The organism is Mesorhizobium sp. WSM4310, from assembly GCF_007003935.1.
Lineage (GTDB): Bacteria > Pseudomonadota > Alphaproteobacteria > Rhizobiales > Rhizobiaceae > Mesorhizobium.
The window spans coordinates 1-15332 of the sequence record NZ_VFTA01000011.1 but is presented as its reverse complement, the minus strand read 5'-3'; the positions used below and the strand labels follow the sequence as shown (position 1 = coordinate 15332).

The 15332-nt window shown below is 65.0% G+C and carries 13 protein-coding genes and 1 pseudogene; 7 read left to right on the top strand and 7 right to left on the bottom strand.

The genetic code is table 11. From position 1 onward, the window contains the following. Position 1: 1 nt before the first annotated feature. From FJV80_RS14045 to FJV80_RS14035, 3 genes are read right to left on the bottom strand one after another with little or no spacing between them, the layout of a single operon-like run. Positions 2 to 670 carry an HAD-IA family hydrolase gene (locus FJV80_RS14045; protein ID WP_142876689.1) on the bottom strand — a complete coding sequence of 223 codons (669 nt, stop codon included), beginning with the start codon at positions 668 to 670 and terminating at the stop codon, positions 2 to 4. Beyond that, on the bottom strand, positions 667 to 1947 hold the full coding sequence (locus tag FJV80_RS14040; RefSeq protein ID WP_142876688.1) for a Tm-1-like ATP-binding domain-containing protein: 1281 nt from the start codon (positions 1945 to 1947) through the stop codon (positions 667 to 669). Before FJV80_RS14040 ends, FJV80_RS14045 begins: the two co-directional genes overlap by 4 nt. Then, on the bottom strand, positions 1947 to 2717 hold the full coding sequence (locus FJV80_RS14035; protein WP_095788564.1) for an IclR family transcriptional regulator: 771 nt from the start codon (positions 2715 to 2717) through the stop codon (positions 1947 to 1949). Before FJV80_RS14035 ends, FJV80_RS14040 begins: the two co-directional genes overlap by 1 nt. Before the next feature lie 187 nt (positions 2718 to 2904). Between FJV80_RS14035 and FJV80_RS14030 the strand changes: the two genes are divergently transcribed. From FJV80_RS14030 to FJV80_RS14010, 5 genes are all read left to right on the top strand, one after another. Continuing rightward, positions 2905 to 4353 carry an APC family permease gene (locus FJV80_RS14030; protein ID WP_142876687.1) on the top strand — a complete coding sequence of 483 codons (1449 nt, stop codon included), beginning with the start codon at positions 2905 to 2907 and terminating at the stop codon, positions 4351 to 4353. 55 nt (positions 4354 to 4408) lie between these two features. Continuing rightward, entirely contained in the window at positions 4409 to 5896 is a 1488-nt protein-coding gene (locus FJV80_RS14025) for an aldehyde dehydrogenase (protein ID WP_142876686.1), read from the top strand. Positions 5897 to 6137: 241 nt separating this feature from the next. Further along, positions 6138 to 6992 (top strand): MetQ/NlpA family lipoprotein, encoded by an 855-nt coding sequence (locus FJV80_RS14020; RefSeq protein ID WP_142876685.1) that lies wholly within the window; start codon positions 6138 to 6140, stop codon positions 6990 to 6992. 92 nt (positions 6993 to 7084) lie between these two features. Next, on the top strand, positions 7085 to 8182 hold the full coding sequence (locus tag FJV80_RS14015) for a methionine ABC transporter ATP-binding protein (protein WP_142876684.1): 1098 nt from the start codon (positions 7085 to 7087) through the stop codon (positions 8180 to 8182). Beyond that, entirely contained in the window at positions 8163 to 8819 is a 657-nt protein-coding gene (locus FJV80_RS14010) for a methionine ABC transporter permease (RefSeq protein WP_095773447.1), read from the top strand. The genes FJV80_RS14015 and FJV80_RS14010 overlap by 20 nt, the downstream gene beginning before the upstream one ends. A gap of 9 nt (positions 8820 to 8828) precedes the next feature. On the opposite strand, the gene FJV80_RS14005 is transcribed toward FJV80_RS14010, so the two are convergent. The 4 genes from FJV80_RS14005 to FJV80_RS13985 all read right to left on the bottom strand — a co-directional run bounded on the left by FJV80_RS14005 (position 8829) and on the right by FJV80_RS13985 (position 13657). Next, positions 8829 to 9389 carry a Fic family protein gene (locus FJV80_RS14005; protein WP_095788569.1) on the bottom strand — a complete coding sequence of 187 codons (561 nt, stop codon included), beginning with the start codon at positions 9387 to 9389 and terminating at the stop codon, positions 8829 to 8831. 3 nt (positions 9390 to 9392) lie between these two features. After that, complete coding sequence (locus tag FJV80_RS14000) at positions 9393 to 9599, bottom strand: hypothetical protein (RefSeq protein WP_095773331.1); 207 nt, start codon at positions 9597 to 9599, stop codon at positions 9393 to 9395. 271 nt (positions 9600 to 9870) lie between these two features. After that, entirely contained in the window at positions 9871 to 11556 is a 1686-nt protein-coding gene (locus FJV80_RS13990; protein ID WP_142876770.1) for a hydantoinase B/oxoprolinase family protein, read from the bottom strand. 16 nt (positions 11557 to 11572) lie between these two features. Next, the gene (locus tag FJV80_RS13985; protein ID WP_142876682.1) at positions 11573 to 13657 is read right to left on the bottom strand and encodes a hydantoinase/oxoprolinase family protein; all 2085 of its coding nucleotides are present in this window, start codon (positions 13655 to 13657) and stop codon (positions 11573 to 11575) included. Between the two features lie 220 nt (positions 13658 to 13877). On the opposite strand from FJV80_RS13985, the gene FJV80_RS13980 reads away from it, so the two are divergent. Then, positions 13878 to 14705 carry a ferredoxin--NADP reductase gene (locus FJV80_RS13980; RefSeq protein ID WP_095773334.1) on the top strand — a complete coding sequence of 276 codons (828 nt, stop codon included), beginning with the start codon at positions 13878 to 13880 and terminating at the stop codon, positions 14703 to 14705. A gap of 184 nt (positions 14706 to 14889) precedes the next feature. Beyond that, positions 14890 to 15332, top strand: a pseudogene (locus tag FJV80_RS13975) (deoxyribose-phosphate aldolase); the annotation flags it as partial.

Genomic DNA, 15332 nt, shown 5'->3' with positions numbered 1-15332 from the left:
CTCAGGCAACTGGGACGAGGTCGAAATGGGCAAGGGCTTCGGCGTAGGAAAGCGCTGGCCGGGCAACGTCGAAATGCACCGTGCGCATGCCGGCGGCATGGCCGCCATCGACATTGCGCTGCTGGTCGTCGACGAAGACACAAGCCTCGGCAGGCAGGCCTAACGCCTCGGTGACGAAACCATAGGCGCGCGCGTCGGGCTTGAGGATGCCGGTATAGGTGGCGTCGGCGATCACGTCGAACAGGCCGAGCAGCGGCAGCCGCCGGCGAAAATCGGCACCGTAGAACAGGTCGAGTTCGTTGGACAGGATCGCCAGGCGAAAGCCGGCGGCATGAACGGCGCGGATGGCATGTTCGGCTTCGGGCCGCACCACCTTTTCCGGCTCGGCCCCCCGCGCGCGATGGACGAAGGTTTCCATTGCCTGCCAGTCCTCTCCGACGAGACGCCCGACCTCACTGGTGCGGGTGCGCCAATAGTCACGCTCGCTGATCTCGTCGGCCTGCATCGAGCGCCACAGCGGATCGCTGGCTGGATCGAACGGGCCGCGCCATTGCAGCGTTCCCGGCTTCAAGCCGAGCGCCTGTTCGGTCAGGGCATGGGTCTCGAACAGCGTGCGGGTGACGACGCCGCCGAAATCGAGGACGAGCGCCTGGGCCGGAGCAGCGCTCACGCTGCCACCCCCTTGGCCGGCATGCCGCGCGGGATGATGCCTTCCTCGACCCAGCGGTCGAAGATCTCGAGTGCCTTGGCGACAAAATCGTCGCTGTTGATATGGGCGTCGATCTCGTGGAACTCGACTTCGGGGGAAATCGCCTTGCGCATCTCGTCGACGAAGGCTGCGAGGGCTTCCGGCTCGTAGAGCGGCTCGCCCGGCATGTCCCACTCCTGGATGCCTTGGGAAGGCAGGATGAGGGCGGAGCGCCCTTTCGAGGCGCCGAGCTTGGCGGCGATGGTCCTGGCGACCTCGCGGCGGTCGTCGGCATCGACGGTGATCGAGGCGATCAGCCTGTTATGGGCGTGAAACGGGCGCTCGGAAAATTTAGCCGGCAAATCCTGCCAGGTCGGCAGGTCGACCATGTCCACCGCGCCAGGGGCGGCGATCTGCGGAATGCCGCGAGCGCCGGCATTTTCCAGCCGGTCATTGCCGGAGGAGACGACGGAACCGGCCAGATGGTTGGTGATCTCCTGCAGGCTGAAATCGAAGACGGCGCAGAAATGATCCTGGCCGGCGATCGATTCGAAGGCGCGGCCGCCCATGCCTGTGGTGTGGAAGACGGCGACATCATAGCCGCGGCGTTCCAGCGCCGGCTTCAGCGTCTTCATGTAGCGCAGGCAGGAGCTGCCGAGCGACGTCATGCCGATGGTGGGGCCGATCGCCGGGGCCGAGGCGCGGTTCTCCAGCACGATCCTGGCCGCGCCGACCACCGCGCCGCAGGCCTGCGACAGGACCAGTCTGCAGATCGAGTTGAGGCCGTAGAGCCCGCCGGCCCAGAGGATCATCATCAGGTCCGGCGCGACGCGTTCGGGCGGGATCAGGTGCGAATAGGCGATGGTGGAGACGACGAATTTCGGCACGCCGAGCGGCAGGGAAAGCGCGACGTCGAGCGCCAGGTCGGTACCCATCGAACCGCCTATGGCGATGAAGGCGTCGATCTCGCCATTGCGGTGCAGCTGGCGCACCAGTTGCACGGCCCCGCCTGCCATCAGCGTCATGGCGGTGTTCTCGTCACCGCTCGCGACGATCTCCTCGATCGTCACGTCGACGGCGCAGGCCACGGCGTGCTTGTCGTGATCGGGGCTGTAGGGCGGATTGCCCAGCACACTGACATCCATCATCACGGCGCTGCCGCCCGATGCCTCGATGCAGGCTTTCATGAACAGCAATTCGTCGGCCTTGGTGTCGCCGGTGCCGATAACCAGGATGCGGGGCGCGGTCTCTGCGGACATTAGGCCTGCCTCCTCAGACTTTGCAGATTGTCGCCATTGAGGCGCATCGAAATCTCCCGTGCCGTTGCCATGACCGCAAGTCCGCGTTGCGTGATGTCGGCCGTCGTCGTCCTGGCCTTCGGCGCGGCCACGGCGATGGTGCCGAGCGCGAAGCCGTCCGCCGCCAGGATTGCCGCCGCGACGGATATGACGCCTTCTTCCAGGCCCTGATCGCAGATCGAATAGCCGCGCTCGCGCGCCTCGGCCATGGAACGGGAAATGGCCGCGGGCTCGGTCAGCGTGTGCGCCGTGAAGGCTTCGAGAAGACCCGCCAGGCATGCCTTGACGGCCTCATCCCTGGCAAAGGCCAGATAGGCGATGCCCGACGCGGTCGAATGCAGGGGCAGAAGCTGGCCGATATCGATGTTGACGCGGTTCGCCCGGGCCGGATGCTCGACATGGACGGTGACCAGCCTGTCGATGCCGAATTCCGACAGATGCACGGTCTCGGCCGTGGCGCTGGCCAGATCCCGCACCAGCGGTACCGCGGTCCGCAGGAAAGGGAAGCGCGCCTCGCGGATGCGTGCCAGCCGCGACAGGCCGGCACCGAGCCTGTAGTGCCGCGTGGCGGCGTCCTGCTCGACGAAGCCATGACGCGTCAGCGCCACCAGCAGCCGCCGCGTCGTTGCCTTGTCGAAGCCCGAGCGGCGCGCCAGATCGCTCAGCCCGAGTTCGGGTTCGGCCACGGTGAACAGCTCCAGAAGTGAAATCGCCTTGCCGACCGTACCCAATGCGTCCTCCCGGCATTTGCCTCCCAGCAGGGGCAATCAATTAACGTGTGAATTAACTTGACAGCAAGCCGCTTGGTTTGCAAGTCTATATTCAAAATAACGGTTCAAATAATGAACCAGCATCCAGAGCATATGGGACAGGCCATTCGGCCGGCAAGCCAAACCGGTTTGCAAACAGGAGGGACCAATGACAGCAGTTTCGGAACAGGCGCCGGCCAACAGGCTGCGCAAGAACAGTCTCGGCGTCGGCGCCATCACCTTCATGGTGATCTCGGCGGCCGCGCCCCTTACGGCGGTCGCCGGCGGCACGCCGCTCGGCATGCTGATGGGCAATGGCGCGGGCTTTGCCGGCACCTACCTGATCGTGACGGTGCTGCTGCTGCTGTTCGCGGTCGGCTATGTCGCCATGTCGCGCCATGTCGGCAATGCCGGCGCCTTCTATGCCTATGCCGCGCGCGGCCTGGGCGGTTTCGCCGGCGGCGCCACGGCGCTGATCGCCATCCTGTCCTACAATGCCATGCAGATCGGCGTCATGGGTCTGCTCGGTGCAGCCACCTCCGGCCTGTTCGCCGGCGGGGGCATCAACCTGCCCTGGTGGGTGTGGAGCTTCATCGCCATCGCCATCGTCGCCGTGCTCGGCTACCGCCAGGTCGACCTGTCGGCCAAGATCCTGACGGTTCTGGTGCTGTGCGAATATGCCGTGGTGCTGATCCTCGATCTGACGATCCTCAAGACCGGCGGCGACAGCGGCCTGTCGGCCGCGCCGTTCAGCTGGAGCCAGATCATTTCGGGCGCACCGGCCATCGCCATCCTGTTCTGCTTCGCCGCCTTCATCGGCTTCGAGGCGACGACGATCTATGCCGAGGAAGCCCGCGACCCCAAGGTCACCATTCCGCGCGCCACCTATTTCTCGGTGCTTTTGATCGGCGTGTTCTACATGGTCACCGCCTGGCTGATGGCGGTGGGCGCCGGCGTCGACAAATTGCTGCCGGCGCTGCAAGGCCTGCAGGATCCGACGACCTTCCTGTTCGGCTTGTCCGACCGCTACGCCGGAACGCTGCTGACCCACGCCATGAGCATCCTGTTCGTGTCGAGCCTGTTTGCCGGCGTGCTGGCGTTCCACAATGCGGTCGCCCGTTACATCTATGTCTCTGGCCGCGAGAAGCTGTTGCCGCAGTCGATCGGCGTGACGCATTCGGCGCATCAGAGCCCGCATGTCGCCTCGGTGATCCAGAGCGTGCTTGCTGCCCTCGTCGTCGGCCTATTCGCCGTGCTCGGCCTCGATCCGGTGCTGGCGCTGTTTTCCTGGCTGACCAATGTCGCGACGCTCGGCGTCATCGTCATGATGGCGGTGGCCTCGCTGGCCGTGGTGATGTATTTCCGCGCCAACCCGTCGGCGCAGGAGAACGCGGTGAAGACCACCATCCTGCCCGGGCTGACCTTCATCGCCTTCGTCATCATCATCTATCTGATCGTCATCAATTTCGGCAGCCTGTCGGGAGCCGGCGGCTTCCTCGGCGTGTTCCTGCCGGGGCTGGTGCTGATCGCCGCGGTAGTCGGCCTGCTGCTGGCCGGCGCCCTGCGAGGCCGCGACCCGGTCGCCTTCGAGAGCCTCGGCCTGCCGCTGAAGGATTGAGCGAAATATCTGGGCGGCGTACCAAGCCGCCCAGCCCACCTGAAATGAGAAGATCATGATCAGTCAAAATGCCATCGACACGCTGCGCCACACGGAGATCGGCACGCGCGGCCTGTTCATCGATGGCGCACAATCGCAGGGAATAGCCGGCGCGACGCTGCCGGTGATATCGCCGATCGACGGCCGCGTTTTCGCCAGCATCGCCGACGGCAATACCGCCGATGTCGACCGCGCGGTGAAATCGGCGCGCATGGCGTTCGAAAAGGGTTCGTGGTCGCGCGCCGCCCCTGCCTTCCGCAAGAAGGTGCTGAGCAGGCTCGCCGAATTGGTCGAAAAGCATGCCGACGAACTGGCGGTGCTCGGCGTGCGCGAGAACGGCACCGAGATCGGCATGGCCTACAAGGCAGAGCCGCTGTCCGCGGCCGGCACCATCCGCTACTACGCCGAGGCGATCGACAAGGTCTACGGCGAGATCGCGCCGACGGCAGAGAACGTGCTGGGCCTGATCCACAAGGAGCCGCTCGGCGTCGTCGGCGTCATCGTGCCGTGGAATTTTCCGCTGATGATCGGCGCCTGGAAGGTCGCGCCCGCCCTTGCCGCCGGCAATTGCGTGGTGGTCAAGCCGCCGGAGATCGCCTCGCTGACGCTGTTGCGGCTGGCGGAACTGGCGGCCGAGGCCGGCCTGCCCGCCGGCGTGCTCAACGTCGTCACCGGCCGGGGCGCGGTCACCGGCGAGGCGCTCGGGCTGCATATGGATGTCGACGCCATCGCCTTCACCGGCTCGGGGCCGGTCGGCCGGCGGCTGCTCGACTATTCCGCCCGCTCCAATGTGAAGCGCGTCTTCCTCGAACTCGGCGGCAAGTCGCCCAACATCGTCTTCGCCGACGCCCCGGACCTGAAGCAGGCGGCGGTCGTCTCGGCCAACGGCATTTTTCGCAATTCCGGCCAGGTCTGTGTCGCCGGCTCGCGCCTGCTCGTCCAGGCATCGGTCTATGACCGTTTCATGGACGAGCTTGTCTCGGCGACCACGCGGCTGAAGGTCGGCGATCCGCTCGATCTCACCAGCGACATCGGCGCGGTGTCGAGCGCGGAACAGCTGGACAAGAACCTCGGCTTCGTCGCCCGGGCGCAAATCGAAGGTGCACGCCTGGTCACCGGCGGCGAACGCATCCTGGCCGAGACCGGCGGCAGCTACATGGCGCCGACGATCTTCGAAAACGTCACGCAGAACATGCAGCTTGCCCGCGAGGAGGTGTTCGGACCGGTGCTCGGCGTCATGCGTTTCGATACCGAGGAAGAGGCCGTGCGCCTTGCCAATTCCACCGTCTACGGGCTCGCCTCTGCGGTGTGGACCGCCAACCTGTCCACCGCGCACCGCATGGTGCGCGCCATCAATGCCGGCGTCGTCCACGTCAATACCTATGGCGGCGCCGACATCACCGTGCCGCTCGGCGGCGTCAAGCAGTCCGGTTTCGGCCGCGACAAGTCACTGCACGCGCTGGAGAAATATCTGGAGCTGAAGACCGCCTGGATCGCGCTGTGAGGGCCCGCTGGGCCTCCAGAATCTGATCCCTCCCGATTGCCCCGGATCGCAGCGCTACATCGCCGCGGTCGATCCAATGGCGTCTTGTGCTCCCGCCCTTCAAATTTTTGAGAGAATATTCCGGGCTTTGCCGAGAACGGCGAAACACGTTCTTTGATAAACTCGATAGAATTTCTGACGATGTGACCAAGCCTGGGCAATCCGCCTTGCTGTCATGACTTCACAACCGCAGAGATCAATCATGTCCGACGTCAACAACACTTTGCCATCTTCCCTTTGGTCAACCATCAACCGCCGCAGCGGCCTGGCTCTGCTGTTCGCATCCGCCGTCGCGGTCGGCAGCCTGGTGGCGCCGCATGCGTCTTTCGCCGAGGACAAGAAGGCGATCAAGGTCGGCATCATCAGCGGCGAGGACGAGGATGTCTGGCGCGTCGTGGTTGCCCAGGCCGCCGAAAAAGGCCTGACCATCGAGACCGTGGTGTTCAACGATTACACGCAGCCCAACGAGGCGCTGGAGCGCGGCGAGATCGACGCCAACGCCTTCCAGCACCAGCCCTATCTCGACAACCAGATCAAGACTCAAGGCTATCACATCGTGCGCGTCGGCTACACCGGCGTCTGGCCGATCGGCCTCTACTCCAAGAAGTACAAGGCGGTCGCTGATCTGCCCGAGAGCGCGGTGATCGGCGTGCCGAACGACCCGTCCAATGAAGGCCGGGCGCTGCGCGTGCTGCAGAACGAGGGCGTGATCAAGCTGAAGGACGGCACCGGCATCCTGGCGACCACGGCCGACATCGCGGAGAACCCCAAGAAGGTCGAGATCAAGGAACTCGACGCCGGCATCGTCGGCCGCTCGGTCGAGGATCTCGATGCCGCCGTGGTCAACACCGACTGGGCGCTGAAAAGCGGCCTGACGCCGGAAAACCGCATCGCGCAGGAGCCCATCGCTGACAATCCCTACCGCAACTTCATCGCGGTCAAGGTCGGCAATGAGAACGAGGCCTGGGTGAAGACGCTGGTGGCCTCCTACCAGAACGACGCGGTGAAGGCCGAGTTCGACAAGGTCTACAAGGGCACCGGCCTCAGCGCCTATTGATCCGCGACCGGACGCCCGGTTCGAGAGCCAATGCGGTCCGCGCCTGAGCGCGGGCCGCACTTGCGTTTTCGATGGCGAGAACAGGAAACCGTATGAACCAGCATATCACGGCATCCAGGGAGATCGCCGATCCGCCCCACGCCGGACCCGACCTGTCGCAAGACGTTGTGCGCCTTGTCGACCTGAGGCGCCGCTTCGGTGCCACGCCGGCGATCGACGGCATCTCGCTGACGGTGCGCAAGGGCGAGATCCTCGGCATTATCGGCCGCAGCGGCGCCGGCAAGTCGACGCTGATCCGCTGCCTGAACGGGCTGGAGCGGCCCGATTCCGGCAAGGTCTTCATCGAGGGCCGTGAGATCAGCCGGCTCGGCGAGCGCGACCTGCAGCCGTTGCGGCGGCGAATCGGCATGATCTTCCAGCATTTCAACCTTTTGTCGGCCAAGACGGTCGAGGACAATGTGGCGCTGCCGCTGAAGATCGAGGGCCGTCCGAAGGCCGAGCGGCTGGCGCGGGCGGCGGAGCTGCTCGAGCTCGTTGGCCTGTCGGAGAAGGCAAAAGCCTATCCGGCATCGCTGTCGGGCGGCCAGAAGCAGCGCGTCGGCATCGCCCGGGCGCTGGCCGCGCGGCCGACGCTGCTGTTGTCGGACGAAGCGACATCGGCGCTCGACCCGGAGACGACGCGCTCGATCCTCGCGCTGCTGAAAGACATCAACCGGCAGCTTGGGCTGACCATCCTGCTGATCACCCATGAGATGGAAGTGATCCGCTCGATCGCCGACCGCGTGGCAGTGATCGACGGCGGGCGCATCGTCGAGCAAGGCCCGGTCTGGTCGGTGTTCGCCGAGCCGCAATCGGACATCACCAAAAGCCTGCTCGGCGCCATCCGGCCGCAACTGCCGGCCGAACTGGCGGCGCGGCTGCTGCCGGCTTCCGGCGCGGAGACGATCCTGCGCGTGGACGTGGCCGGCGAAGCGGCAAGCGGCCCGCTGCTGTGCGACCTTGCCATTGCTGTTCCGGGCGCCTTCCGCCTCGTCCATGGCGGCATCGACCATATCCAGCAGCAGCCGGTCGGGACGCTGTTTCTCTCTGTCGCTGGCAGCGATGCAAGCCACCTCGCTGCCGTCATCACATTCCTGAAGGCCCGCCAGGCGCGGGTGGAGGTGCTTGGCCATGTCGCCAGTCCTGTTTGAGCTTCTGCTGCGGTCGATCTGGGAGACGGTGCTGATGACGGCCGCCTCCGGTCTGATCTCGCTGGTCTTCGGCCTGCCGCTTGGACTTGCCCTGATCGCCACCGAGCGCGGCGGCATCGCGGAGAGCCTGTGGGTCAACCGCGTGCTCGGCGCAATCATCAACGGCTTCCGCTCGGTGCCGTTCATCATCCTTCTGGTGGCGCTGATCCCGCTGACGCGGCTGATCGTCGGCACCTCGATCGGCACATGGGCGGCCATCGTGCCGCTGTCGATCGCCGCCACGCCGTACTATGCGCGCATCGCCGAAGTGTCGCTGCGCGAGGTCGACCACGGCCTGATCGAGGCGGCGCGCGCCATGGGCGGCAACCGCTGGACGATCATCCGCGAGGTGCTGGTGCCGGAGGCGCTCCCCGGCATCGTCGCCGGCTTCACGGTGACGCTGGTGACGCTGATCGGCGCCTCGGCCATGGCTGGCGCCATCGGTGCAGGCGGCCTCGGCGACCTCGCCATCCGCTATGGCTATCAGCGATTCGAGACCTCGGTGATGGTCGCGGTGGTGATCGTGCTGATCATCCTGGTGTGTGGCATCCAGTGGGCGGGGGATCGATTGGTGGCGCGGCTGGATCGGCGGGGATGACCCGGCGAGCTACGCGATGATGTCTTCGATGAGAGCCTGTAGTGGTGCCTCGGACCCACTGAAACTGTCTATCATGGCCTGAATCACCCGGTCACGGTCGAGGATATCGGCGTTGAACGTGAAGCCTGCGTGCTCGGCGAGCATGGCCAGGAATGTAAGCTGGGTACGGCCATTGCCTTCACGAAATGGGTGAACGGCATTGATCTCCGCGATGATGTGCGCCAGATGCTTCGCAAAGCTGACTCTGTCAAGATCAGCCAGGTGGTCGGGGTTGCCGAGTTCGCGGAACACCCGAGCCATCTCACTGGCTATGTGCTCAGGATAACAGAACCAGCTGCCGGCCTTGCCGATGCGGATCGTGCGCGCCTGACCCGCCCAGCCATAGACATCCTGGAACAAGTGCTGGTGCACGTAGTCGAGTTCGCCTGCCGGAAGAGGCTCATCGGCGCGAGTCAGGAACAGGGCGAGCTCAACCTCATCGAGTTCGGCCTGATCGCGGACGTCCAGCAGATTGATGAGCACCGTCGTGCCGGGATAGCAGAGCGGATCGAACTCGGCAGCGTAGGCCAATGTCTATTTCTTTTTGCGGATTTCTTCCTTGATGAGCGAACGCCGCTCATCACCGGACAGTCCGCGCCGCACGCCCTGGCTAAGTATTTCACCCATGCGAGGGGAGAGCTTCATGCCTTCCACGGCGCTGATTTTCTCGCCGCGCACGCTCGTCAAGACGAACTGGCCTGTCTTGGCAGAACGGATGATTCTTGAATTCGGAGCCTTCATTCGCAAATCATATCATGGACCCGGAGGGGAAACCAAAACGATTCCAGGCAAGCCGGGCTACCCCTCAATCTCATACCCTCGGGATCGAAGAACGGCATCGGCGCCAAGCGCAGATGCGCGGTCGCCAGCGCCTTGCCGTCGTCTTCGTAGCCGAACTCCGCCCCGCAACAGGAGCATATGGCATAGCAGGGTTCTCTGCCGCTCTCGCCCCACGGCATGTCGGGGGACTGATCGAGGCCGCAGACACGGCACTTGAACTTGCCCTGAGGGTTCATTTGGTCCCGAACAAATCCTTGGCTTGCTCGGCTGTATAATAGCCAAGCCGGACGTCGCGCGCGACCAATTCCGGGTCGCGCTGGCGCGGGTCGCCATAGCCGCCGCCGCCGGGCGTGCCAACGCGCACGCGGTCGCCGGCCTTGAGCGGAATGTCCTGCTCCTTGGACAGATGCGGCGGCACGTGTTCCTCGCCACCACGGAAGACGGTCACCGAGTTGGGCTCGCCGTCCTTGCCGCCGAGCGCGCCTTGCGGGCCGAAACGGCCGTGATCCATGACGAAGGAGGCCCGCGCATCGCCGCGCAGGATCTCGACCTCATAGGCGAGGCCGAAACCGCCGCGATGCTTGCCGGCGCCGCCAGAGCCTTCGCGCAAGGCGTAGTGGCGATAGAGCACCGGAAAGGCCTGCTCCATGATCTCGACCGGCGGCGATTTTGAAATGCCGATGGTCGAGCAGCCATTGGTCAGCCCGTCATGGCCCGAATTGCCGCCATAGCCGCCACCGGAGATCTGGTACATGACGTAATCGCGGCCGCGCGCCGGATCGTTGCCGCCGAGCGCGAAATTGCCGCTGGAGCCGGCGGGCGCCGCCGTCACCTTGTCGGGCAATGCCTGCACCATGGCCGCGAACACCGCCTCGGCGATGCGCTGCGAGACTTCCGCCGCGCAGCCCGAAACCGGCCTTGGGTACTTGGCGTCGAGGAAGGTGCCTTCCGGCCGCTTGACGATCAACGGCTCGAAGGCACCGGCGCTGATCGGCACGTCCGGAAAGATGTGGCGCATGGCGAGATAGACCGAGGACAGGGTCGTCGCCAGCACGCTGTTCATCGGCCCGGCGCAAGGCTTGGACGAGCCGGCGAAATCGAAGATCAGCGTGTCGCCTTGTTTTTCCACCGCAAGGGCGATGGTCAGCGGCTCGTTGACCACGCCATCGGAATCGACAAAGGCCTTCGAGCGATAGGTGCCGTCGGGAATGGCCGCTATGTTGGCGCGCATCTGCTCGGCGGCCCGGCGGCGCAGTTCGGCGATCGCCTCGACAACGGTTTCGTCCCCGTAACGATCCAGTATTCCATTGAGCCTATCCTGGCCGATCAGCAGCGCGGCGGCCTGGGCCCTGATGTCGCCGATGCGCTGGTCGGCGACGCGGATGTTGGAGCAGATGATGGCGTAGATTTCGGGATCGAGCACGCCCTTCTTGAACAGTTTGACGGGCGGCAGCCGCAGGCCTTCCTGTTCGACCGCCGTCGCCGAGGCCGAGAAGCCGCCGGGCACCGAGCCACCAATGTCGGGCCAGTGGCCGGTGTTGGACAGCCAGCAGAAGATCTTGCCGTCCCGGTAGACCGGCATGGCGAAGCGCACATCCATCAGATGCGTGCCGCCAAGATAGGGATCGTTGACGATGTAGATGTCACCCGGCTCAGGGGCCAGGCAACGGCCGTCGGCGATCATCTCGATCACCGTTTTCGTCGAATATTGCATGACGCCGACGAACACCGGCAGGCCCTGGCTTCCCTGTGCGATCAGTGAGCCGTCGACGGCCGAATAGATGCCGTCGGAGCGGTCGTTGGCTTCCGCAATGACCGGAGAGAAGGCAGCGCGGGAGAATGTCAGGTCCATCTCGTCGCAGACCTGCTGCAAGGCCGCCTGGAGGACCGAAAGGGTGATGGCGTCGAGCTTTGCCATGTCAATGTCAGGCATCTCAGGCCTCGCCAATGTCGATGATGATGTTGCCGTCGGCGTCCGACCTTGCGCGGTCGCCGGGTTCGAGCACCGTGGTGGCGTCCATCTGTTCGAGGATCGCCGGGCCTTCGATGACGGCATCGAGCGGCAGTTTTTCCCTGATATAGACCGGCGTGTCGTGCCACTGGCCTGCATACCAGACCGGCCGGATCTCGCGCCGCGCCTCATCCAGCGTCTCGGCGCGCCCGGCCGGGTCGATCAGCCGCGACAGGTCGATCGCCGGGCGAACGCCGGTGACCGAGGTGTTGAGGTTGACGAGGTTGGCGCGGATTTCCGGCAGCTCGACCTTGAAGCGGGCAAAATAGGCCTTTTCGAACAGGGCCTGCAGCTCCTGCCGGGTCACGGACGAGGACGGCAGCGGCACGTTGATGATATGGGTCTGCCCGACGAACTGCATGTCGGCGGAGTGGGTGACGCGGATCGTCTCCGGCTTCACCGCTTCCTTGCCGATCACCTCCTCGCCTTCGTTTCGGTGCCGTTCCAACACTTGGCGAAGCTGGCTTTCGTCCAGAACCGCGACCGGCTGGTTGATGGTGTTGACGAAGTCATGGCGCAGATCGGCAACGACGCAGCCGAGCGCGTTGGTGATGCCGGGGCGCGCCGGCACCAGCACACGGGGCAGGCCGAGTTCGCGCGCCAGCGCCGTCGCATGCAGCGGCCCGGCGCCGCCGAAGGCAAACAGCGCGAAATCGCGCGGGTCATGGCCGCGCGACACCGAGACCATGCGGATGGCGCCGGCCATCTTCATGTTGCCGAGCCTGAGCACCGCACCCGCCGCCTCGACACCGGACAGGCCGGTCGCCTTGCCGATCTTGTCCTCGAAGATGCCGGTGACGCGCTCCACGGTGACCGGGTTTTCGACGGCCAGCAGCTTCTTCGGCGCCAGCCGGCCAAGCACGAGATTGGCGTCGGTGATGGTCGGCTCGAGGCCGCCACGGCCATAGCAGATCGGCCCGGGATTGGCGCCGGCGCTTTCCGGACCGATCTGGATCAGGCCGGCGGCGTCGACGCGGGCGATCGAGCCACCGCCGGCGCCGACCGTGTGCACCGCCACCATCGGCACATGGATCGGCATGGCATATTCGATCTCGATCTCGTTGGAGACCGCCGGCTCGGCGTTGCGGATCAGCGCCACGTCGGTCGAGGTGCCGCCCATGTCGTAGGTGACGAGGTTCTCGAAGCCGGCACGCTTGCCCGTATAGGCGGCGGCGATGACGCCCGAGGCCGGGCCGGACATCACTGTCTTGGCCGATTCACGTGTGACGAAGCGGGCCGAGATCATGCCGCCATTGCCGTTCATGATCAGGAAGTCGCGGGCATAGCCTTTGGCGGCCAATTCCTTGCGCAGCCGCTCGACATAGCGCTCGAGAATAGGCTGCACGGAGGCGTTGACGGAAGCCGTCACCCCACGCTCGAATTCGCGCGCTTCCGACAGCAGCGCATGGCCCGTGGTGATGTAGCCGTTCGGCCAGAGCTCGGCGGCGATCTCGGCGGCGCGCCGCTCGTGCGAAGGGTTGGCGTAGGAATGCAGGAAATGGATGACGAGGGATTCGCAGCCGGCCGCGATCAGCGCCTTCACCGCCTCGCGCATCCCGGCCTCGTCGAGCGGCGTGCGCACCGCGCCAGAAGCCTCGACGCGTTCCGACACTTCGAGCCTGAGATTGCGCGGGATGACGGGAACGAAAGTGCCGGTCATGCCATAGGGTTGCGGCCGCGTGCGCCGGCCAAGCTCGATCACGTCGCGAAAGCCGCGCGTGGTGATCATGCCGGTCTTGGCCAGCCGGCGCTCCAGCACGGCATTGGTGGTGGTCGTCGTGCCATGCACGATGAGGTCGATGCCGTCGATCGCAAATCCGGTGGCCCCAAGTGCCGAAACCACACCGAAGGCCTGGTTGTCGACCGTCGTCGGGGTCTTGGCGATATGCACCTTGCCGCCGTGCTTGCCGTCGATCAGAAGCAGGTCGGTGAAGGTCCCGCCGACATCGATGCCGGCCACGACGCTGCCCAGGGAATCCGGCGGCTGCACCGAAAAATTCTCTTTCATTGTCGAAACCCGAAATGCTGGGACTACGGATATGGCACAGTTTGGAAAGGTGTTTCGCGACGGTATCTTGACGCAAATATCGTTTGTATACTAATAAATTCCGGACACAAGAGCTTACCGCTTTGGAGTGTGCGAGCAGCACGCCGGGACCTGAACGGTCCGGGCGCGCAGGAAAAGGTTTGGCGCCCGCGTCCCCGGCTGGGCCAGAAAGTTGGATTTGATGAACACCACATCCGCCTTCAACACCGCCGGCGCCCGCCCGCTGCAGTTTCCTATACCGGCCAATGTCTATGCCGAAACCGTCGTCTCGGTGAAGCACTACACCGACCGGCTGTTCTCGTTCCGCATCACCCGCCCGCAGTCGCTGCGCTTCCGCTCCGGCGAATTCGTCATGATCGGCTTGCCCAATGCCGAGAAGCCGGTGTTCCGCGCCTATTCGGTGGCAAGCCCGGCCTGGGACGAGGAGCTGGAATTCTTCTCGATCAAGGTGCCGGACGGCCCGCTGACCTCGGAACTGCAGAAGATCCAGGTCGGTGACACCGTCATCATGCGCCAGAAGTCGACCGGCACGCTGGTGATCGACGCGCTGACCCCGGCCAAGCGGCTGTTCATGATCTCGACCGGCACCGGCATCGCGCCCTTCGCCAGCCTGCTGCGCGACCCCGACACCTATGAGAAATTCGACCAGCTGATCCTGACCCATACCTGCCGCGACAATGCCGAACTGACCTATGGCCAGGAATTGGTGGCGGCGCTGGAAAGCGATCCGCTGATCGGCGAACTGACCACCGGGCGCGTCACGCTCTACAATTCGACGACCCGCGAAGAATCGGCCCGCATGGGCCGCATCACCGCGCTGATCGGCTCGGGCAAGTTCTACGCCGATCTCGGTATCGAGAAGCTCAATCCGGAAACGGACCGCATCATGATCTGCGGCTCGATGCATATGCTCAAGGACGTCAAGGAACTAGCCGAAAGCCTCGGCTTCCAGGAAGGCTCGCTCAGCCATCCCGCGACCTTCGTCGTCGAGCGCGCCTTCGTCGGCTGAGGGCCGCACGCCCGGCACCTTAAAACCCGCATTTTGACCATGCGGTCAAAAACTAGCTGCTTTTGCGGCCTTTTTCAGCTATCCCTCGCTTGAGGACTCGTGAAGCGTGGCTTCACGGGCTATCTTGTCGGGAAACGACGCGCACCAAGACATAAGCGCAAGTCGCTGAATGAAAGGGCAGGAGATGAGCAGCACAATCCGCGAAGCCGATCTTGGCACCAAGGTGACGCCGCTGCCGGCCCGCGCCGCCGCCAACACCCCCGTGCCGCTGGACCATCGCATTGCGCGCAATCCGGGCATGAAACTCGACCTCGGCTTCATGGAATCGGTGCGCAGCGTCAACCGCTCGGCACTGGAACGGCGCGTCGCCAGCCTGACCAAGCGGCGCTCGGTCAAGGCCGACAACCAGGCGGCCTGGCTGCTGCGCGCTGTCGCCTGCATGGATCTGACGACGCTGAACTCCAACGACACCGAGGAGCGCGTGCGCCGGCTCTGCGCCAAGGCGATCAATCCCTTCCGCCGCGACATCGTCGAAGGCCTCGGCATCGCAGGTGAAACCATCCGGCCGGCTGCCGTCTGCGTCTACCACCCCTTCGTCGCCACGGCCGTGGGGGGGGGGGGGGGGGG

Bases quoted from the DNA above. Each gene is read 5' to 3' on its own strand.
- FJV80_RS14000 (WP_095773331.1), bottom strand. From the start codon at position 9,599: ATGAAGGCTCCGAATTCAAGAATCATCCGTTCTGCCAAGACAGGCCAG.
- FJV80_RS13985 (WP_142876682.1), bottom strand. From the start codon at position 13,657: ATGAAAGAGAATTTTTCGGTGCAGCCGCCGGATTCCCTGGGCAGCGTC.
- FJV80_RS14020 (WP_142876685.1), top strand. From the start codon at position 6,138: ATGTCCGACGTCAACAACACTTTGCCATCTTCCCTTTGGTCAACCATC.
- FJV80_RS14030 (WP_142876687.1), top strand. From the start codon at position 2,905: ATGACAGCAGTTTCGGAACAGGCGCCGGCCAACAGGCTGCGCAAGAAC.
- FJV80_RS14025 (WP_142876686.1), top strand. From the start codon at position 4,409: ATGATCAGTCAAAATGCCATCGACACGCTGCGCCACACGGAGATCGGC.
- FJV80_RS13980 (WP_095773334.1), top strand. From the start codon at position 13,878: ATGAACACCACATCCGCCTTCAACACCGCCGGCGCCCGCCCGCTGCAG.
- FJV80_RS14040 (WP_142876688.1), bottom strand. From the start codon at position 1,947: ATGTCCGCAGAGACCGCGCCCCGCATCCTGGTTATCGGCACCGGCGAC.
- FJV80_RS13990 (WP_142876770.1), bottom strand. From the start codon at position 11,556: ATGGCAAAGCTCGACGCCATCACCCTTTCGGTCCTCCAGGCGGCCTTG.
- FJV80_RS14015 (WP_142876684.1), top strand. From the start codon at position 7,085: ATGAACCAGCATATCACGGCATCCAGGGAGATCGCCGATCCGCCCCAC.
- FJV80_RS14010 (WP_095773447.1), top strand. From the start codon at position 8,163: ATGTCGCCAGTCCTGTTTGAGCTTCTGCTGCGGTCGATCTGGGAGACG.